The organism is Micromonospora noduli (genome assembly GCF_003264365.1).
GTDB classification, from domain to species: domain Bacteria; phylum Actinomycetota; class Actinomycetes; order Mycobacteriales; family Micromonosporaceae; genus Micromonospora; species Micromonospora noduli.
The window spans coordinates 1-19,368 of sequence record NZ_PYAK01000080.1 but is presented as its reverse complement, the minus strand read 5'-3'; the positions used below and the strand labels follow the sequence as shown (position 1 = coordinate 19,368).

The window sequence follows — 19,368 nt, the reverse complement described above, 5'->3', positions numbered from 1 at the left end:
GACCACGGTGCGTAGCTGGACGGCCAGAGCGCGTCCCCGCTGGGCCGTACGTGCACGAAGACCGCGTTGTGGTTGTGGTGCCGCGCGGTGCGATGCGGTGTGGTGCAGGCGGTGCGGTGTGGTGTCGCGGGTTGGCGGCGTGCCGGCGTGCGCCGGTGGCGGGTGTGGTGAGCTGGCGGCCTGGCGTCGGGTCGGGTGGCGGGCCGGGGCGGCGGGCTGGTCGGCGTGGGTGGGAGAGGTTGGGAATGGTGCGGTTCAGCGGCCTGCGGACGGCCGGCGGGCGGCTGCGGCACGGCTGGCGGCCGGTGCTGGAGGCGACCGTCGCGGCGACCGTGGCATGGCTGTTGGCTACCCGGTTGCTCGGGCACCCGCAGCCCTTCTTCGCGCCGGCCGCCGCGCTGATCGTCCTCGGGCAGGCCCGGGGGCAGCGCATCCGCCGGGCGGTCGAGGTCATCCTCGGTGTCGCCGCCGGGGTGCTCGTCGCGGACCTGGTGGTGCAGGCGCTCGGCCCGGGCAGCACCTGGACGGTGTTCACCGTCATCCTGCTCACCGTCCTCCTCGCGGGCCTTCGGCGCCACCGGCGTGACGCTGGTGCAGGCGGCGGTCTCCGCGCTCTACCTGGTGGTGGTCGCACCGCCGGACGGCTCGTTGGTGCCGTTCCGCTTCGTCGACGCGCTGGTCGGTGGCGCGGTCGCCCTCGCGGCCAGCCTGCTGGTCGACGCCCGGCATCCGCTGGCGCCGCTGGTCGCGGAGGTACGGCGGACCTTCGACGAGTTGGCCGGGCTGCTCGGCGGGATCGCCGACGCGCTGGACGACCGCGACGAACCGGCGGCGGTCGGCGCGCTGAGGCAGGCGCGGGGGATGGACGCCCGGGTGGACGGGCTGCGCGACGGTGTGCTGGCCGCCGGTGAGGCGCTGCGGCTCAACGTCCGTCGACGTCGGCACATCGGTCGGCTGCGCTCGGTGGACGAGTCGATCCGGCAGATCGACTACGCGGTCCGCAACGTCCGCGTGCTGGCCCGTGCGGGCGTGACCCTCAGCCGGCTGCACACTCCGGCCCCGCCCGAGCTGGGTGCCGCCCTGCGGTCACTGGCCGAGGCGGTCCGTCAGGCCGGTGCCGCTCTCGCCGCGGACCTGAACGGGCAGGAGGAGACCGCCGACCGACACGCCACCCGGGCCGACGAGTCGGCGCTGGCCGCGGTGCACGCCGCCGGGCAGCTCTTCGGTCCCACGCAGACCCTTCCCCTAGCGATGATCATCGGTCAGGTCCGGGCCACGGCCATCGACCTGCTGCGCGGCGTCAACCCGGAGGACGACGCCGCCGTCCTCGCCCGCGTCGACGACGCCCTCGGCCTCCCGCCGGTCTGACGTCCGTACTGCTCAACGCTGGTTCCCTGCCCGTGGAGGATGGGCGGTGAGCCAGGCGACGGCGGAATCGCGGATCGGGGCGGGGATGTCGTGGCCGCCGGGGAACTCCTGGTAGGTCGCGTCGTAGCCGAGATCGTGCAGGCGGGGGACGAGGCGGCGGCTGCACACGTCGATGGGCAGTACCCGGTCGTCGACGCCGTGCGAGATGAAGATCCGTGGCTGGCCGTGGGTGACCGGTGGCGCGGCGAAACCGGGGGAGAAGGCCAGCACCGCGTCGAACAGATCCCCGTTCGCCAGGCCCAGTGACAGCGCGTACGAGGCGCCGTCGGAGAAGCCGCCGACCGTCACGTCGGCCACCGGGTAGGTGTCGAAGACGGTCGTCAACAGCCCGTCGATGCGCCCCACGTCCGCCCCGAAGCCGCCGGCGATCAGGTCCCAACTGGCCGCGGACGAGTCCGGGGCGACCAGCAGCAGGTGCTGCGCGTCCGCGACCGGCAACAGCAGGTCCAGCCCCTGTTGCGCCGAACCGCCCGCACCGTGCAGGAGCAGCACCAACCGGTACGCCGAACCGTCGGTCGCGGGCTCCGGGGCGTACCCCAGGGCCAGCCGGTCACCGTCGGGGCCGGTCATCGGCACCAGCCCGGTGCGGCCCGACGCCACCGGCGGGTGGCGGCGGGCGGTCAACCGGCCGTCCCGGGGGCTCGGCGCCGGGTCCCAGTGTGACGGCGCGGAGTCGGACACGGGTCGGCGCTCCTTACGGTGGACGAAAGGTCCGACGCGGTTACCCGGCCCGTACGGGGTTAACCGTCAGTGTGCTCGACCGGGCGTCGGCTCAGGCGCTGGCCCGCGCCACCAGGGCGGACGGAAAGAGGGTCACCGGAGCCGCCGGGCGCCCGTCCAGCAGGGCGGTGGCCGCGGCGGCGGCGATCCGCCCCACCGGATGACTCGCCGTGGTCAGCGCCGGGGCGGTCATCCCGGCCAACGGGATGTCGTCGAAGCCGGCCACAGCGACGTCCGCGGGCACCCGCGCACCGGCGTCGCGCAGGCCCGCGATCACCCCGAGCGCGGTGTCGTCGCTGATCGCGTAGATCGCGTCGATGTCCGGCCAGCGGCGCAGCGCCTCGCCGGCCGCCGCCCGGCCACGCGGCGCCCTGAAGTCCCCGGGGAGTATCCGCTCCGGTAGGCCGGCCTCGGCCATCAGTCGGCGGTACGTCTGCACCGGGCGTTGCGCGCAGGGCAGCCACCGGGGGCCGGTCACCATGGCGATCCGGCGGCGACCCGAGGCGTACAGATGGCGCAGCACCGCTTCGGAACCGGCGGCGTTGTCGACGTCGAACGACGGCACTGTCGCCGAGCCGACGCCGATCGAGACCACCCGACCGCGCAGCGACCGGGGCACCGCCTCCAGCAGTTCCTCGGTGGTGTTGACCAGGATCACCCCGCACACGCTGCGATCCCCGTCGAGTTGGTCGAGGCTGCGGGGGTCGCCGAACGGCAGCCAGTACAGCGCCACCCCGACACCGGCGGGCGTGCACACCCGAGCGGCGGCGCCGACCACCTGGTTCACGTACGGGTCGTCCAGCACCGCGGCGCTGGTGCCCAGAACGGCCACCACCAGGCGTACGCCGCCCCCGCCGCTGACCAGCGCCCGGGCGGCCGGGTTGGGCACGTACCCGAGCTGGTCGACGGCTGCCGTGACCTGTTTCCGGGCGGCCGGCGAGGCGAACCCCGTGCCGGCGATCACCCGCGACGCCGTGGACCGGGACACCCCGGCGACCCGGGCCACGTCCTCGAGAGTTGCCGGTCGCTGTGCCGCTGTCGTCATCGTCGCCTCCTGCGGCGGCCCGTCCGGTCGGACCAACGCCTGCTCACATCATGCCCCGGCCCGAGCAGCAGCGGTAAGGGGCGGTTCCCGGTTGTGGTGGTAGCGCTCTCAGGTGTGCGATCGTGCCAGGAGATCACCCCGAGAAAGAGGACCTACCCTCGTGAGCGCCCCCACCAGTCGACCCGTAGCCCCGGACACCGCATCGCCGACCATGCGGACGGTGCGGCTCGCCCGCAACGGCGTCGCCGTCACCTTCACCCTCAACGGGCTCGCCGTCGGCAGCTGGTTCTCCCGCGTCCCGGCGGTCCGGGAGGCGTTGGACCTCTCCGCCGGCCGACTCGGGTTGCTGCTGCTGGCGATGAGCGTCGGCGCGCTGCTGGCCATGCCCACCTCCGGCCTGCTCGCCCAGCGATTCGGTGCGGCCCGCACCGTGACGATGGCCACCGTGCTGGTCGCGGTCGGCCTGACCGTGGCGGGGCTGGGCGCCACGATGACCGGGTCGTTCGCCATCGTCGCCCTGGGACTGGTCGCCCTCGGCTACGGCTCCGGGGCCTGCGACGTGGCGATGAACGTCGAGGGCGCGGCGGTGGAACGGCGGCTGGGCCGTACGATCATGCCCCGGTTCCACGCCGGGTGGAGCCTCGGTTCGGTGGCCGGAGCGGCGCTCGGCGCCGGGGCTGCCCGGTTCGACGTCTCGGTCGGCGCGCATCTCGTCGCGGTGGCGGTGGTCGTGTTGACCGGCACCGCGCTCGCCGCCCGGACGTTCCTGCCCGTGGGCAGCGATCACAACGGCGACCCGGCGGACGCCACCCCGGCCGCCCGTCGCCGGGCGCAACTCGCCGCCTGGCGGGAGCCGCGCACCCTGTTGATCGGGCTGTTCGTGCTGGTCGCGGCGTTCACCGAGGGTGCGGCCAACGACTGGCTGGCCGTCGCGTTCATCGATGGACGGAACCTGAGCGAGGCCGCCGGCGCGGCGGTCTTCGCGGTCTTCGTGGTGGGCATGACCGTCGGACGCACCGTCGGCACCATCGCGCTGGACCGGTGGGGTCGGGTGCCCGTGCTCAGCGGCACCATCGGCCTCGCCGTGGTCGGCGCCGGCCTGGCCGTGCTGGCGGGCTCCGGGCCGGTGGCCGTCATCGGTGTCGCCCTGTGGGGCCTGGGTGCGTCGCTGGGCTTCCCGGTCGGGATGAGCGCGGCGGCCGACGACGAGGCGCACGCGGCGGTGCGGGTGAGCGTGGTCGCGGTGATCGGCTACACCGCGTTCCTCGGTGGCCCGCCGTTGCTGGGGCTGGTCGGCGACGAGGTCGGCACCCTACGCGCGCTGCTGGCGGTGCCGTTGCTGCTGCTGCCGACCCTGCTGCTGGTGCCGGTGCTGCGTCCGCCGCACTCCGCTGAAACTGCTCCGTCGGTAGTTAAAAACTAACCCATTTCGCCGCCGGGCGGTATCGGGTGCGCGGCCGACTGCGCCGCGCACCCGCACTGGTTACGGTCGCCCGATGCCAACCGATGAGATCACCGCCGCCGCGGCGGGCACCTGGACCCTGGGCGACCGCACCGTGCACCGGATGGGCTTCGGCTCCATGCGGATCACCGCGAACCCGGACCCCGACCGGGCCGTCGCCCTGCTGCGCCGGGCCGTTGAGCTGGGCGTCAACCACATCGACACTGCCGCGTTCTATGTCTCGCCCGGCGGCACCCTGCGCGTCGGCACCGGCCCGGCCCGCTACGCCACCGAGCTGATCCGCGCGGCGCTCGCCCCGTACCCGGAGGATCTGGTGATCGCCACCAAGGTCGGTTTCGGGTACGACCCGGAGGCGGGCTTCACCGAGGCGCTCACCCCGGCGCAGTTGCGGGCCCAGGTGGAGGAGAACCTTCGCCGGCTCGGCCGCGACCAGCTCGACGTGGTGAACCTGCGCCTCGGCCGGGGGCCGGGTGCGGTGCCGGTGGCCGACCGGTTCGGCGCGCTCGCCGAGTTGCGGACCGCCGGACTGATCCGGCACCTCGGGCTCTCCAACGTCCGGCCGGAACAGCTGGACGAGGTGGCGGGCATCGCTCCGGTGATCTGCGTGCAGAACAACTACGGGGTGGACGCCTACCGGGAGCAGGACGCGCTCGTCCGGCTCTGCGGTGAGCGGGGCATCGCCTACGTGCCGTTCTTCGCGCTGGCCGGCACCGGACGGGAGACGGGCGCGAGCACCGCGCAGGACGAGGCCGTGGAGGCGGTCGCCCGCGCCCACGGCGTCACCCCGCAGCAGGTACGCCTCGCCTGGACCCTGCACCAGGGTCCCCACGTGCTCGCCATCCCCGGCACCTCGGACCCGGAGCACCTGGCGCAGAACGTCGCCGCTGGAGCCCTACGCCTGACCCCGGAAGACCTGACCCGTCTGCACTGATCGTCTTACCCCGTCACCGCTCAGGCCCGCACGACGTGCACCACAATCTCCTGACCGTCGCCCACAGTGCCGGAGAACCCCTCCGACAACGCGTCCACAACCGTCAGCTGGAGCGCGAGGGTCTCGTGCGCGATGAGCTTCTGATGCGTGGAGATCGCCGCCGCGACGTCCGTGGGGGCGGCGATCGACACCGTGATCCGGTCGGAGACCTCGAAGTCGGCGTCGCGGCGGGCCTGCTGGACGATCCGGACGACGTCGCGTGCGACGCCCTCGGCTGCCAGCTCGGGGGTGATCTCGGTGTCCAACGCGATCGTCGTGCCGCGCTGGGACTCCACCACCCAACCGGTGCGCGGCACCTCCGTGATCAGGATGTCGTCCAGGCCCACCTCGACCTGCGCACCGTCGACCGACAGTGGGTACGTCCCGTTCGCCCGGACGCCGTCGACCAGCTCCCGGGGGGCCACGGCGGCAATCGCCTTCGCGACGTGCTGGGTGCGGTTGCCGAACCGACGGCCCAGGGTCCGGAAGTTCGCCTTGACCTGCACGTCGATGACCCCGCTCTGGGGATCGAGCGGCTGGAGGACCTTCACGTTCAACTCGTCGCCGATGTCGTCCAGCAACGCCTGCGGGAGGACGGTGCCGGCCGGCAGCCCCACGAGCGCCCTACTCAACGGCTGACGGATCCGCAGACTGCTCGCCTTACGCGCGGACCGCCCCGCCTCCGCCAACGCCCGCGCCGTGGCCACCTGGGCCGACAACTCCGTGCTGATCAGTGTGGTGTCGGGTGTGGGCCAGGTCGCCAGGTGCACCGACTCCGGAGCCGACTCGGCACCGCGCCGGACGACCTGCTGCCACACCTCCTCCGTGACGAAGGGAATGAACGGCGCCAGTAGCCGCGTGAGGATGTCGAGGCACTCGTACAGGGTGGTGAGGGCGTCGGGGTCGCCCTCCCAGAAACGCTGCCGCGACCGCCGTACGTACCAGTTCGACAGGTCGTCGATGAAGTCGGCGAGCAGTCGACCGGCGCGCGCCGTGTCGTAGTTCTGCAGCCGTTCGTCAACGGCGGCCGCGAGGGCGTGGACCTCGCCGACGATCCACCGGTCCAACACCGGTCGCTGGGCGACCGGCTGCGCCAGATGCGGCGCCCACGTCGAGTTCGCCGCGTAGAGGGAGAAGAACGCCGCGGTGTTCCAGTAGGTCATCAACACCTTGCGGACGATCTCGTCGAGCGGGCCGGGCCCGATCCGGCGCGGCGACCACGGTGAGCCGGAGCACGCCATGAACCAGCGCACCGCGTCGGCGCCGTGCGTGTCCATCAACGGGATCGGCAGCAGGATGTTGCCCAGGTGTTTGCTCATCTTGCGGCCGTCCTCGGCCAGGATGTGCCCGAGGCAGACGACGTTCTCGTACGGGGACCGGTCGAAGACGAGCGTGCCCACCGCCATCAGCGTGTAGAACCACCCCCGCGTCTGATCGATCGCCTCGCAGATGTACTGGGCCGGGTAGGTGCGCTCGAAGATCTCCTTGCTGCCCGGCACGTGGGGGTAGCCCAACGACGCGAACGGCATCGCCCCGGAGTCGTACCAGGCGTCGATCACCTCGGGGACGCGGGTGGCGACCTGGCCGCAGTCCGGGCAGGCGAAGGTGATCTCGTCGACGTACGGGCGGTGCGGATCCAGCTCGGACAGGTCGGCGCCAGCCAGCTCCCCGAGCTCCGTGCGGGAACCGACAGCTGTCACGTGGTTGTCCGGGCATCGCCACAGCGGCAGCGGGGTGCCCCAGTACCGGGCGCGGGACACCGCCCAGTCGATGTTGTTCTTCAGCCAGTCGCCGTAGCGGCCGTGTTTGATGTGCTCCGGGAACCAGTTGGTGTTCTCGTTCTCCCGCGTCAGCTCGTCGCGGACCTCGGTCGTCCGGATGTACCAGGATGGCTGCGCGTAGTACATCAGCGGCGTGTGGCACCGCCAGCAGTGCGGGTAGGGGTGCTCGAACGGTTCGTGCCGGAACAACCGACCAGACTTCCTCAGGCGGTCGATGAGCAACGCGTCGGCGTCCTTGAAGAACACCCCACCGACCAGGTCGATGCCGTCGTTGAACCGCCCGTTCGGGGCGACCGGGTTGACCAGCGGCAACCCGTACGCGCGGCAGACGGCGAGGTCGTCCGCGCCGAAGGCCGGCGCCTGGTGCACCAGGCCGGTGCCGTCCTCGGTCGTGACGTACTCCGCGAGGACCACCCGGTGCGCGTCCGGGATGTCCACCAGGTCGAACGGCCGCTCGTACCGCAGACCCTCAAGGGCCGACCCGGGTACGGTCGCCAGGATCTCCGCCTCGTCACCGAGGACCCGCTGGGTCAGCGGTTCGGCGACGACGAACGTGCCCTGCCCGGTGCGGGCGACGGCGTACGTCACAGCGGGATGTACGGCGACGGCGGTGTTGGACACCAGGGTCCACGGGGTGGTGGTCCAGACCAGCAGGTCGACGCCGCTGTGGCCGGCCACGTCCCCGCGCAACGGAAACCGCACGTACACGGAGGGGTCGGTGACGGTCTCGTACCCCTGCGCCACCTCGTGGTCGGACAGGGTCGTGCCGTCGCGGGTGCAGTACGGCGCGACCCGGAAGTCCTCCACCAGTCGCCCGCCGTCGTGGATCTGCTTCAGTGACCACCAGACGCTGTCCACGTACTCCGGGGACATGGTCTGGTACGGATGCTCCAGGTCGATCCAGTAACCCATACGTTCGCTGAGCTGGACGAACTCGTCCACGTGCCGCAGCACCGAGGCGCGGCACAGGGCGTTGAACTCCGCGACGCCCATCTTCTCGATGTCGGGCTTGCCGCTGAGCCCCAGTTCCTTCTCCACCGCGAGCTCAACGGGCAGGCCGTGGCAGTCCCACCCGGCACGGCGCGGCACCGAGAAGCCCCGCATCGTCCGGTACCGGGGAAAGAGGTCCTTGAAGACCCGCGCCTCGATGTGGTGGGTGCCCGGCGTGCCGTTGGCGGTCGGCGGCCCCTCGTAGAACACCCACGGCGGACCGTCGGCCGTCTGCTCCAGACTCCGGTTGAACACGTTGTTTGACTGCCACCACTCGATGACCGCACGGTCGATCCCACCAAGGTCGATCTTGGTGGGCAGTGGCACGAATGGTGACTTCAACGGACCGTCCGGCACCGACGTTCTCCCTACACTCCACGTCCGCTCGCGCGGGCATCAGCTCACTGCCCACGCGGGGACGAAGTGCCGGGCGTATGGCCAGGACTCCGCGGTACCACCCCGCTTGCGCCTCAATGGTGCGGGCGCCGCTCAATTTCGCGACGTGACGTGCCGCTACGTCCGGTTCTACTGAGGCGGCGGAGCTGCCCGTTCTTCCGGAGGCTCCCCGGTGATGGCCGGATCGGTGCCGATGCCGCCCAGCATAGCTGTCCGTGCGCGGAGCCCGTGGCCGGAGCGCTAGCCGTGCAGCCAGACGCGGAGTGGGCCGGTGGTGGTGAAGCCGGCGGAGAGCGCCGGCGTCAGGTCCGCTGTAGTTTCGTAGCCGACCAGCGGTGCGTCGGGCAGTGTGGCGCACACCGCGCGCCAGATGTCCCGGGAGCTGTCGGTCCGGGTGAACAGGTTGGAGACGCCGTACGGGCCGTCGCCGCTGAGCACCGCCCCACCGATGATCACGCCCCGGTCGTCGCGGCGGGCGAGAACCCGTACCCGGGGGTCGGCCAGGATCGCGGGGCGGAACAGGTCCCCACCGCCGTGGGCCGCCGCCCAGGCCGCCAGCTCGTCGGATGTGGTGACCGGGGCCAGCGGTGTGTCGACAGGTGGTGCCGACGGTGGCCGGTGGATCCACTGGGCGTCGAAGAGCACCCGGAACCCGTACCCGGACAGGTCGAGGTCGGCGAAGCTGTCCTTCACCGACGCGCCGGGCCCCGCGTCGATCCGGGCCAGCAGGGCCTCGGCGTCGACGCCCGGCCGCAGTGTGACCGCGTCCGGGTACCACTGTGGCGAACGGTGGGGGACCGACCAGGCGTCGGCGTCGGTACGGCCGGCCAACCCGTGGCTGCCGCAGACGATGTCGCACCATTCGGCGTTGTTGCGGGCCGCCGTCCGCATGTCCTCCAGCACGTCGGGCAGCCTAGCCGGCCGGGGCACTGGCTCAGGGGGCGTAGACCAGGTCCATCGTGTCGGTGTGCCCGGACCAGCGCAGGTCGAGGCGCCAGCAACCGGCCTGTGGCAGGTCGATGATCGACGGACCGGGACCGCCGGCGACCTCCCGGATCACCCGGGTGTCGGTGCCGTCCAGCCTCGCGGTGATCACCAGGGTTGCCGGTGCGGTCGGGTCGGGCGAGGTCGTGGCGGCGCGGGCCACCCAGAGGATCTTGTTGTTCGACCCGTCCGTCCGGACCGGCCGCAGGGGATGGGCGAACAGCACCGCCACGATGTGACCCTTCGCGCCGAAGACGTGCGGAGCCCGCGCGTCCCCGCTGAACCCGGCGTCCGCCCAGTCGGGCAGGGACCCCGTCTCGACGCGCGCCGCGCAGGCGGTCTCGGTGCTCGCGGTGGTGGCCGCCCCCGCCGTCGGCGCCGCGCCGCTGGTGGTGGTCGTGCACCCCGCCAGCAGGACCACCGAGGATGCCAGCATCAACCTTCCCCAGGAACCCATCTCGCCCCTTCCGATACGCGCCGAGGACTCGTCGCACCTTTCCGACACCGCCCGGGCCGGCCGGGTTCCTATTGCTCTGACCGGGAACGTCTACCGGGTTGACGGCGGCGAGGCCAGAGGGGACAGACCCTTACGGGCGCGTGTGAGGATGTCCAGGTGGAACAGACACTGGGTCGGCAGGCGGCCTCGGACGCGGTCAGCGACCAGGGATGGCGGTATTTGCTGGGCGCGTTGCGCACGTCGGTCCCCGTCGCCTCATTGGTCCAGGCAACCGAGGCGGCGGCGCGTGTGGTGGCGGCGTGCGGTAGCGACGCCGACGGGCACCTACGCGCTGATATCCGACCAGACCGGGTCGTCCTGACCCTGCAGTCGGCGGATCGGGCGTCGCTCACCGCTTGCGATATCGACCTTGCGCATCGGATTTCCACCGCCATGAGGAACGTCGGGCTACGGACGGCGCCTGAGATTGGTACGGGAGCTTCGCGGTCGGTGCAGCTCGTGGAGATCGCTGTCGACGCGCTCGACATCGCAGCGGTCCGGCCGTTCTGGAAGGCCGTGCTGGGCTACACGGACGAGGCGGGAGCCGACGGTCCCAGGGATCCGATCGTCGACCCGGTCGGGCAGGGGCCGGCGATGTGGTTTCAGCAGATGGATCAGCCACGCCCGGACCGGAATCGCATCCACTTCGACATCTGTGTCCCGCACGACGAGGCACCACGACGGATCGAAGCCGCGCTGGCGGCCGGTGGCCGACTTGTATCCGCGTCCCATGCTCCCGCCTTCTGGGTTCTCGCCGATATCGAGGGTAACGAGGCTTGTGTGACGACCTGGCAGGGCCGAGATGACTCGTAGACCGGGCTGACCGCCAGCGCTCCGCTCGGCTGTCGACGCGTTCGTCAGACAAATTCGCTGTCCGTGGTCGGAGCGTACTGGTACACAACCGAGGTGCAGAACATGTTGGATTTTCCTGAGGTCCTGCGGCTGATCGAAGACCGCTCGGCCGCGGTCCGCGCCGCGATCGCGTCCGCCCCCGACCTTGACGCCCAGGTCCCAACCTGTCCGGACTGGACGCTGCGCGAACTGGCACAGCACCTCGGCGACGGCCGCCGCCGCCAGGCCGCCATCATCGCGGCGGGCCCGGGCGCCGAGCCCCCGGCGAGGACGGACCCGAAGGGCGCCCCGACCGCGCCCCGGGACCGCGAAGCCCTGGACGCCTGGCTCGCCGAGTCGACCGAGCTCATGCTCGACGCGATGCGCGCGGCCGGCCCGGACCGCGGCTGCTGGACCTGGTGGGGCCGCTCGCAGGCCCCGCAGACCAGCGGAGCCGTGGCCCGCCACCAGATCCAGGAGTTGGCCGTCCACACCTACGACGCCCAGCTCACCCAGGGGGCCGCGCAGCCGCTGCCGACGGACGTCGCGGTCGAGGGCGTCGACGAGTTCCTGACGACCGTCGCGGCGACGACCGTCCCCTGGCCGTTCAAGCCGGCGACCATCGACCTGCACACGACCGAGGGCCGCTCCTGGCGCCTGACCCTCAACGCCGACGGCGTCCGCTGCGACGACCTCGCCGCCGACGCGGAGCCGGGCGACATGGCGATGCGAGGCGCAGCGAGCGAACTGGTCCTCTACTTCTACGACCGCGTCCCGCTCGACGGCCTGGAGACCACCGGCGACACCCAGCCTATGGAGCAGCTCGCAGACTGGGACCCGAACGCGCACTAGCCCAGTGAGCGCGCGATCTCGATTGCCTCGGCCTTGGCGAGGGTGCCCTCAAGCCGGTAGCTCACGTCGTTGTCCTGCCAGATCAGGGTCGAACCGGCCAGTCGGGCGGTCTCCCGGCGGATCCCGCCCGCCCGGTCCACGTAGGACAACACGTGCGGGCCGTCGACCCAGACGGCGAAGTCGCCGTTGACCTGGACCCAGTTCGCGCCCGGCGGAGTGACCTCCTTGTGGAAGGCCAGGTCGAGGTGACCGTCGAACGCGTCGACGCGCAGCGCGCCCCCGTCGTAGAGCAGCGTCGCCACCCGGTACCGGCCCGTGGCGTCCGGGTCGGCGACCAGCACCTGCTCGGGCGTGCCCAGCATCGCCGGCAGGCGGATCGGAAACCGCACCGACCGTTGGGCCTCGTCCAGGGCGACGGCCCGCTGCCCGGGCAACGGCGACGCGGTGCCGCCGGGCGGCGTCGGGGCGGGTGAGGTGGCGATGCTGACCCCGGCGAAGCGCAGCAGCCCCGTGACGACGTCGGCGATCGCGCCCCGCGTCGGCGGCAACACCGCCACCAGCAGGGCGACGAGCGCCACCGCGGCGAGCGACCGCCACCGGCGCCGCCGGGGCGCGGGCGTGCCGAGTCGTACGCGGACGCGGGCGGTCACGTCGGGTGGATCGGGGGTGTCCAGCCAGGCGGACAGGTCGCGCAGTTCCCGTTCGAGGTCACCCATGCCGGACCTCCTCACGGTCGAGCAGGCCACGAAGCTTCGCCAGCGCCCGGGACGTACGCGACTTCACAGTGCCCCGGGGCCAGCCCAGAGCCGCCACCGTCTCCTCCTCGGTGAGATCGAGGAAGAACCGGCAGACGATCACCTCGCGGTCCCGTACCGGCAGTTGTCGCAGGGCCTGCACCAGCGACGCCCGGCGCTCCCCGGCGAGGACCGCGCCGACCGCGTCGTCCTCGGCGATCTCGGACGTCGGGTCCGCTGCCGCCGCCCGCAGGACGAGGCCGTCGCGCCGGCCACGGGAGCGGTGCAGGTTGCGGGTCTCGTTCGCGACGATCGCGAGCAGCCACGACCGGAAGGACGCGTCACCCCGGTAACGGGACAGCTTCCGGTACGCCTTCACAAACGCCTCCTGGATGACGTCCTCGGAGTCCGAGCCCGCGCCGAGCAGCACCGCGGTCCGGTACGCGGACGCGGTGTGCCGGGCGACCAGGAGGTTGTACGCCTCCAGGTCACCTGCCCGAGCGCGGGTGACGAGCGCCTCGTCGTCCAGGGGAGCCTCCGTTCGGATCACACTCATGACACCGCCCAGCCGCCGCGGGTTCCACAGGGATTTCCCGACGCAGGTCAGCTCTCTCCCATCCGGCGTGCAGCGTATTGCCAGGAACCGGTGCTGCACTGGAGGGACGTCGAGGAGAGGGGCGGGGCATGAGCTGGTTCAACCGCCGGTCACGGGGTGCCGAGGCGACCCCGACGAAGCTGGACCGGGAGGCGACCCGCGACGACCTCGCGGCGCTGGAGGCGTTCGTCGCCACCCGACGCGGGGTGGAGTTCTACCTGGAACCGGAGACGACCGCGACGGACACCACAGTGGTGGCGATCGCCCACGACGGCGAGTGGATCCGCCGCCGTACCGGAACGCCCCGCGCGGCCGGGGCCATCGCCCGCAAGCACGCGGTGCCGCTGTACGAGGCGGCACGCACCGGCTACCCGGAACGGATGCGGACCTGGAGCCGGGCCCACCCGGAACGCCACGCCCGCTGATCGGGGCGTCGACCGGTGTCGGTCGTCGCGCGTGGCGTGTTCGGTCTCGGGCAGTCCCCGGCGGACGAATCGTCGACTACCCACGCATGTGTCGTTCGGCGCCTTTGGAGCTGAATCGTTGGCGACATCGCCGTAGGCGCGGACCGGGAGCCGAGGCGCGGACCGGGAGCCGAGGCGCGGACCTGAAGCCGAGGCGCGGACCGGGAGCCGAGGCGGCTGAATCGTCTACGACATCAGCTCCAAAGGGGCCGCGTGAACACTCCGCCCCCTGCCACGGGCCAGTCCGCGAGGCCGATCAACCAGTCGCCCAGCCCGCCAATGTGGCGAGAGGCAACCCGCGCGCGCCTATATTCCCGCAGGTCAATGCTGTGAGCGTGGTCGGGTGGCGGTGGGGTCCGCGTTGACCGGCGGCGCGCCGGTGTGGCAGCATTCGCGGCCTGACGGCAGTGAAGGAAGTCGGTGCGAATCCGACGCGGTCCCGCCACTGTCACCGGGGAGCGATCCCCCCTCGTGAGTCACGGCCGTGTGTCTGCGGTTGGAAGGCCGGGGGAGAGCGTTGATCCGGAAGCCAGGATACTTCGGCCGTCGGGACGTACCCCAGGGCGTGGACACCCGAGGAGGACCCGATGACGCACGGCGTCTCATCCATCGACGATTGTCGTCGTATTGCGCTCCAGGCAGTGCATTCCAAGGACACCGGCCACCGGCACCGCTGAGCTGATCGCCCGGCGCTGACCGGCCCCGACCCATGCGTCGGTGCGCCGTTCGCTCGGGCCGTCGTACCGGCTGACGCCGTACCCACCCGAATCGCCCCGGTCGCCCCTGTGAGGGCCCAGGGCGTCACTCTCCGGAGCCTGCCGTGCGCATCCTGCTGCTGTCCACCGCCGACACCGACCTGCTGGCCGCCCGCGCCAGCGGCGCCGACTACCGGCTCGCCAACCCCGCGCGGGTCGCCGCCGACGAGGTGCCCGCCCTGCTCGACGGGGTCGCCCTCGTCGTCGTACGCCTGCTCGGTGGTCGGCAGGCGTGGCCGGACGGCCTCGCAGCGGTGCTCGCCACCGGCGTGCCGACGGTCGTGCTCGGCGGCGAGGCGCTGCCCGACGCGGAGCTGATGGCCATCTCCACAGTGCCGTCCGGGGTCGTCACCCAGGCGCTGGCGTACCTGGTGGAAGGCGGCCCGGACAACCTCGGGCAGTTGGCCCGGTTCCTCTCCGACACGGTGCTGCTCACCGGCGAGGGGTTCGCCGCACCCGCGCCCACCCCGGCGTACGGCGTGCACGGCGAACACCCCGCCGACCCGGACCGGCCCACAGTGGGGATCGTCTTCTACCGGGCGCACGCCCTCGCCGGCAACACCGACTTCGTCGACGTGCTCGCGGACGCGGTCCGCAAAGCCGGCGGCAACCCGCTGCCGATCTTCTGCGGCTCGCTGCGCGGGCTGACCGCGGGCGCCGGCCCACTCGGGCTCTTCGCCCGCTGTGACGCGCTGCTGGTCACGGTGCTCGCGGCCGGCGGCGCGGTCGCCGCGGACGCCTCCGGTGGCGGCGACGAGGACGCCTGGGACGTCGGCGCCCTGGCCGCCCTGGACGTGCCGGTCATCCAGGCGCTCTGCCTCACCAGCACCCGCGCGCAGTGGGCCGACAGCGACGCCGGCCTGTCCCCACTGGACGCCGCCATGCAGGTGGCCATCCCCGAGTTCGACGGCCGGATCGTCACAGTGCCGTTCTCGTTCAAGCAGATCGACGCCGACGGGCTCTCGGTCTACGCCGCCGATCCCGAGCGGGCCGCCCGGGTCGCCGGGATCGCGGTGCGCCACGCCCGGCTGCGGTACGTGCCGCACGCCGACAAGCGGGTCGCCGTGGTGCTCAGCTCGTACCCCACCAAGCACTCCCGGGTCGGCAACGCCGTCGGGTTGGACACCCCGGCTTCGGCGGTCCGGCTGTTCGCCGCGTTGGCCGAGGCCGGCTACGACCTGGGCGACGCGCCACCGCCCGACGACGGCGACGCGCTGATCCACGCGCTGATCGCCGCCGGTGGTCACGACGTGGAGTGGCTCACCCCGGAGCAGTTGGCCGCCGCCGAGGCCCGGATACCGGGACCGACGTACCGGCGCTGGTTCGACGAGGTCCCGGCCGAGCTGCGCGGGCGGATGCGGGAGCACTGGGGTGAGCCGCCGGGCGAGCTGTACACCGAGGGCGGCGACATCGTGCTCGCGGGGCTGCGCTTCGGCAACGTGGTGCTGCTGATCCAGCCGCCCCGCGGCTTCGGGGAGAACCCGATCGCCATCTACCACGACCCGGACCTGCCGCCCAGCCACCACTACCTGGCCGCGTACCGCTGGCTGACCGCGCCGGTCGCGGACGGCGGCTTCGGCGCGGACGCCGTGGTGCACCTGGGTAAGCACGGCACCCTGGAGTGGCTGCCCGGCAAGGGCCTCGGCCTGGCCGCCGACTGCGCGCCCGACGCGGTCCTCGGCGACCTGCCGCTGGTGTACCCGTTCATCGTCAACGACCCCGGCGAGGGCACCCAGGCCAAGCGGCGGGCGCACGCCGTTGTCGTCGACCACCTGGTCCCGCCGATGGCCCGCGCCGAGACCTACGGCGACCTGGCCAAACTGGAACAACTGCTCGACGAGTACGCGACAGTGCAGGCCCTCGACCCGGCCAAGGTACCCACCGTGCGGGCCCAGATCTGGGACCTGGTGCGCGCCGCCGAACTGCACCACGACCTGCACGCCGAGGCGATGCCCGACGCGGACGACTTCGACGACTTCGTGCTGCACCTCGACGGGTACCTGTGCGAGGTCAAGGACGTGCAGATCCGCGACGGGCTGCACATCCTCGCCGACGCGCCCACCGGCGAGCCCCGGGTCAACCTGGTCCTGGCGGTGCTGCGCGCCCCACAGATCTGGGGCGGCGCCCGGGCCCTGCCCGGCCTGCGACAGGCCCTCGCCGTCGCGTACTCCCTCGACGAGCAGGAGCTGCTCGCGTCGCCGGGACAGCGACGGGCACTGCCTGCGGCGCTGACCGACGTGGTGGACGGGCCGGCCGGCACCGCCGCCGACGCGATCGACCTCATCGAGGCCCTCGCGCGGCGGCTGGTCGTGGGCATGGAAACCCTGGACTGGGCAGTGGACACTGTTGACGCCGTGGTGACCGAGGTGACCGGTCGGTCGATCCCGGACGTCGCCGCGGTTCTGCACTTCGCCGCCACCGAGCTGGTGCCCCGACTGGACCGGACCACCGACGAGCTGACCAACACCCTCGGGGCGCTGGACGGGAGGTTCGTGCCGCCCGGCCCGTCCGGCTCACCCACCCGCGGCCTTGTCAACGTGCTGCCCACCGGCCGCAACTTCTACTCCGTCGACCCGAAGGCCATCCCCAGCCGCAACGCCTGGGACGTCGGGGTGGCCCTCGCCGACTCGCTGCTGGCCCGGCACCTCGCCGACACCGGGGCGTACCCCCGCTCGGTGGGGTTGACAGTGTGGGGCACCAGCGCGATGCGGACCCAGGGCGACGACATCGCCGAGGTGCTCGCGCTGCTGGGCTGCCGGCCGGTCTGGGACGACCGGTCCCGGCGGGTCACCGGCATCGAGGTGGTGCCGACCGCCGAGCTGGGCCGCCCGCGCGTCGACGTCACAGTGCGCATCTCCGGGTTCTTCCGCGACGCGTTTCCGCACGTGGTGGCGCTGCTCGACGACGCCGTCCGGCGGGTCGCCGCCCTGGACGAACCGGCCGAGGAGAACTACCTGCGGGCGCACGTCGCCGCCGACCTCGCCGAGCACGGCGACGAGCGGCGGGCCACCGCCCGGATCTTCGGCTCCAAGCCCGGCGCGTACGGCGCTGGGCTGCTGCCCCTGATCGACGCGCGGACCTGGCGCAGCGACGCCGACCTGGCCGAGGTGTACGCGGTGTGGGGCGGATACGCGTACGGCCGGGGCCTGGACGGGCGGGAGGCGCGCGCCGACATGGAGCGCTCGTTCGCCCGGATCGCGGTGGCGGTGAAGAACCAGGACACCCGCGAGCACGACATCGTCGACTCTGACGACTACTTCCAGTACCACGGCGGGATGGTGGCGATGGTCCGCCACCTCACCGGTACGTCACCGCAGGCGTACGTGGGTGACTCGGCGATGCCGCACGACGTGCGCACCCGCACGCTGGGCGAGGAGACCCGGCGGGTGTTCCGGGCCCGGGTGGTCAACCCCAAGTGGATCGCCGCGATGCGCCGGCACGGCTACAAGGGCGCGTTCGAGCTGGCGGCCACAGTGGACTACCTGTTCGGCTACGACGCCACCGCCGGTGTTGTCGACGACTGGATGTACGAGCACCTGGCCGCCGCGTACCTCTTCGACGAGACCACCCGCGAGTTCCTGGAGAAATCCAACCCGTGGGCGTTGCGCGGCATCACCGAGCGGCTGTTGGAGGCCGCCGACCGGGGGCTGTGGGCCAAGCCGGAGCCGGCCACCCTCGACCGGCTGCGCGACACGTACCTGGCCAGCGAGGGCGACCTGGAGGACCGGGCATGACCGCGACCACGACCTACCCGTTCAGCGCGGTGCTCGGCATGGCCGACATGCGGCTGGCGTTGCTGCTCAACGCGGTCTCCCCGGCGATCGGCGGGGTGCTGGTCCGGGGTGAGAAGGGGACCGCCAAGTCCACCGCCGTGCGGGCTCTCGCCGCGCTGCTGCCGCCGGTGCGCCGGGTGGCCGGCTGCCGGTTCGGCTGTGATCCGGCCGAGCCCGACCCGGACTGCCCGGACGGCCCGCACCCGGCCGACGCCGCCGCCGAGACCCGTCCGGCCCGCCTCGTCGAGCTGCCGGTGGGCGCCGCCGAGGACCGGGTGGTCGGCGCGCTGGATCTGGAGAAGGCGATCGGCGAGGGGGTACGCGCCTTCGAGCCGGGCCTGCTGGCCGCCGCGCACCGGGGTGTGCTCTACGTCGACGAGGTCAACCTGCTGCACGACCACCTCGTCGACCTGCTGCTCGACGCGGCGGCGATGGGCCGCAGCCACGTCGAGCGGGAGGGCGTCTCGGTCAGCCACGCGGCCCGGTTCCTGCTGGTCGGCACGATGAACCCGGAGGAGGGGGAGCTGCGCCCGCAACTGCTCGACCGGTTCGGGCTCACAGTGGAGGTGGGCGCCAGCCGGGACCCGGAGATCAGGGTCGAGGTGGTCCGCCGCCGGCTGGCCGCCGACGCGGACCCGGCCGGCTTCGCCGCCCGCTGGGCCGACGCCGACGCGGAGATCGCCGACCATGTGGCCGCCGCCCGCCGCCGACTTCCCGGGGTACGACTGCCGGACGCCGCATTGCGGCAGATCGCCGAGGTGTGTGCGGCGTTCGACGTGGACGGGATGCGGGCCGACATCGTCACCGCCCGGACCGCCCTCGCCCACGCCGCCTGGCACGGCCGGGACCGGGTCACCATCGACGACGTCCGGGTGGCCGCCCGGCTGGCCCTGCCGCACCGCCGCCGCCGCGACCCGTTCGACACCCCCGGGCTGGACGAGAAGCGCCTCGACGAGGCGTTGCAGCGCGCCCAGGACGCCCACCCCGACGACCCGGACGACGCCGGCCCCGACGACCGCGGCCCGGACGGTGGCCCCCCGCAGGGCGGTGGCCCGGCCGGTGGCGGCGGCCCGAACGGGGGCGGACCAAGCG

The 19,368-nt window shown here is 72.7% G+C and carries 15 protein-coding genes, 1 pseudogene and 1 riboswitch; of the genes and pseudogenes, 8 read left to right on the top strand and 8 right to left on the bottom strand.

Annotated features, from left to right (window positions below):
• Positions 1-416, bottom strand: a pseudogene (locus GUI43_RS34800) (hypothetical protein); the annotation flags it as partial.
• Here GUI43_RS34800 and GUI43_RS35225 point away from each other — a divergent pair.
• Positions 306-911, top strand: a complete 606-nt coding sequence (locus tag GUI43_RS35225) for an FUSC family protein (RefSeq protein WP_502322467.1) — start codon at positions 306-308, stop codon at positions 909-911. The pseudogene GUI43_RS34800 and the gene GUI43_RS35225 sit on opposite strands and share 111 nt — an antisense overlap.
• Before the next feature lie 469 nt (positions 912-1,380).
• Here the strand turns inward: GUI43_RS35225 and GUI43_RS30860 are convergent, their stop codons facing one another.
• Together GUI43_RS30860 and GUI43_RS30855 are read right to left on the bottom strand one after the other, a co-directional pair.
• Positions 1,381-2,109, bottom strand: coding sequence for an alpha/beta hydrolase (locus tag GUI43_RS30860; RefSeq protein WP_112700364.1), 729 nt, complete (start codon positions 2,107-2,109; stop codon positions 1,381-1,383).
• A gap of 91 nt (positions 2,110-2,200) precedes the next feature.
• A complete protein-coding gene (locus tag GUI43_RS30855) occupies positions 2,201-3,193 on the bottom strand; it encodes a LacI family DNA-binding transcriptional regulator (RefSeq protein WP_112700363.1) in 993 nt (330 codons plus the stop codon).
• Between the two features lie 211 nt (positions 3,194-3,404).
• Here GUI43_RS30855 and GUI43_RS30850 point away from each other — a divergent pair, with 211 nt between their 5' ends.
• Positions 3,405-4,616 carry an MFS transporter gene (locus GUI43_RS30850; protein ID WP_112590235.1) on the top strand — a complete coding sequence of 404 codons (1,212 nt, stop codon included), beginning with the start codon at positions 3,405-3,407 and terminating at the stop codon, positions 4,614-4,616.
• 73 nt (positions 4,617-4,689) lie between these two features.
• Positions 4,690-5,586, top strand: a complete 897-nt coding sequence (locus tag GUI43_RS30845; RefSeq protein WP_112700362.1) for an aldo/keto reductase — start codon at positions 4,690-4,692, stop codon at positions 5,584-5,586.
• Positions 5,587-5,606: 20 nt separating this feature from the next.
• Here the strand turns inward: GUI43_RS30845 and ileS are convergent, their stop codons facing one another.
• The 3 genes from ileS to GUI43_RS30830 form a co-directional block, all read right to left on the bottom strand.
• Positions 5,607-8,753, bottom strand: coding sequence for an isoleucine--tRNA ligase (ileS, locus tag GUI43_RS30840; protein WP_249037892.1), 3,147 nt, complete (start codon positions 8,751-8,753; stop codon positions 5,607-5,609).
• 279 nt (positions 8,754-9,032) lie between these two features.
• Positions 9,033-9,695, bottom strand: a complete 663-nt coding sequence (locus GUI43_RS30835) for a hypothetical protein (RefSeq protein WP_211326784.1) — start codon at positions 9,693-9,695, stop codon at positions 9,033-9,035.
• A 31-nt stretch (positions 9,696-9,726) separates the two neighbouring features.
• On the bottom strand, positions 9,727-10,212 hold the full coding sequence (locus GUI43_RS30830) for a hypothetical protein (protein WP_249037891.1): 486 nt from the start codon (positions 10,210-10,212) through the stop codon (positions 9,727-9,729).
• 177 nt (positions 10,213-10,389) lie between these two features.
• On the opposite strand from GUI43_RS30830, the gene GUI43_RS30825 reads away from it, so the two are divergent.
• Complete coding sequence (locus tag GUI43_RS30825) at positions 10,390-11,085, top strand: 4a-hydroxytetrahydrobiopterin dehydratase family protein (protein WP_112700360.1); 696 nt, start codon at positions 10,390-10,392, stop codon at positions 11,083-11,085.
• A 102-nt stretch (positions 11,086-11,187) separates the two neighbouring features.
• Positions 11,188-11,955 (top strand): maleylpyruvate isomerase N-terminal domain-containing protein, encoded by a 768-nt coding sequence (locus GUI43_RS30820; protein ID WP_249037890.1) that lies wholly within the window; start codon positions 11,188-11,190, stop codon positions 11,953-11,955.
• On the opposite strand, the gene GUI43_RS30815 is transcribed toward GUI43_RS30820, so the two are convergent.
• Both GUI43_RS30815 and GUI43_RS30810 read right to left on the bottom strand, forming a co-directional pair.
• Positions 11,952-12,671 (bottom strand): hypothetical protein, encoded by a 720-nt coding sequence (locus GUI43_RS30815; RefSeq protein WP_112700359.1) that lies wholly within the window; start codon positions 12,669-12,671, stop codon positions 11,952-11,954. The two genes, GUI43_RS30820 and GUI43_RS30815, sit on opposite strands and share 4 nt — an antisense overlap.
• Complete coding sequence (locus GUI43_RS30810) at positions 12,664-13,245, bottom strand: RNA polymerase sigma factor (protein WP_112588106.1); 582 nt, start codon at positions 13,243-13,245, stop codon at positions 12,664-12,666. The genes GUI43_RS30815 and GUI43_RS30810 overlap by 8 nt, the downstream gene beginning before the upstream one ends.
• A 128-nt stretch (positions 13,246-13,373) precedes the next feature.
• Here GUI43_RS30810 and GUI43_RS30805 point away from each other — a divergent pair, with 128 nt between their 5' ends.
• The 3 genes from GUI43_RS30805 to GUI43_RS30795 form a co-directional block, all read left to right on the top strand.
• Positions 13,374-13,709: a hypothetical protein gene (locus tag GUI43_RS30805; RefSeq protein ID WP_112588084.1), complete on the top strand. Its 336-nt coding sequence runs from the start codon at positions 13,374-13,376 to the stop codon at positions 13,707-13,709.
• Between the two features lie 424 nt (positions 13,710-14,133).
• A riboswitch (cobalamin riboswitch) is annotated at positions 14,134-14,310 on the top strand.
• A 258-nt stretch (positions 14,311-14,568) separates the two neighbouring features.
• Positions 14,569-18,237 carry a cobaltochelatase subunit CobN gene (cobN, locus tag GUI43_RS30800; RefSeq protein ID WP_112700358.1) on the top strand — a complete coding sequence of 1,223 codons (3,669 nt, stop codon included), beginning with the start codon at positions 14,569-14,571 and terminating at the stop codon, positions 18,235-18,237.
• The coding region (locus GUI43_RS30795; protein WP_170158803.1) for an ATP-binding protein at positions 18,234-19,368 on the top strand (1,135 nt) is incomplete at its 3' end. The genes cobN and GUI43_RS30795, both read left to right, overlap by 4 nt.

What these genes read in the sequence shown, in the direction of transcription:
- GUI43_RS30855 (WP_112700363.1), bottom strand. Translation starts at nt 3,193, where the DNA reads ATGACGACAGCGGCACAGCGACCGGCAACTCTCGAGGACGTGGCCCGG.
- GUI43_RS30850 (WP_112590235.1), top strand. Translation starts at nt 3,405, where the DNA reads ATGCGGACGGTGCGGCTCGCCCGCAACGGCGTCGCCGTCACCTTCACC.
- GUI43_RS30845 (WP_112700362.1), top strand. Translation starts at nt 4,690, where the DNA reads ATGCCAACCGATGAGATCACCGCCGCCGCGGCGGGCACCTGGACCCTG.
- GUI43_RS30830 (WP_249037891.1), bottom strand. Translation starts at nt 10,212, where the DNA reads ATGCTGGCATCCTCGGTGGTCCTGCTGGCGGGGTGCACGACCACCACC.
- GUI43_RS30820 (WP_249037890.1), top strand. Translation starts at nt 11,188, where the DNA reads ATGTTGGATTTTCCTGAGGTCCTGCGGCTGATCGAAGACCGCTCGGCC.
- GUI43_RS30815 (WP_112700359.1), bottom strand. Translation starts at nt 12,671, where the DNA reads ATGGGTGACCTCGAACGGGAACTGCGCGACCTGTCCGCCTGGCTGGAC.
- GUI43_RS30810 (WP_112588106.1), bottom strand. Translation starts at nt 13,245, where the DNA reads ATGAGTGTGATCCGAACGGAGGCTCCCCTGGACGACGAGGCGCTCGTC.
- GUI43_RS30805 (WP_112588084.1), top strand. Translation starts at nt 13,374, where the DNA reads ATGAGCTGGTTCAACCGCCGGTCACGGGGTGCCGAGGCGACCCCGACG.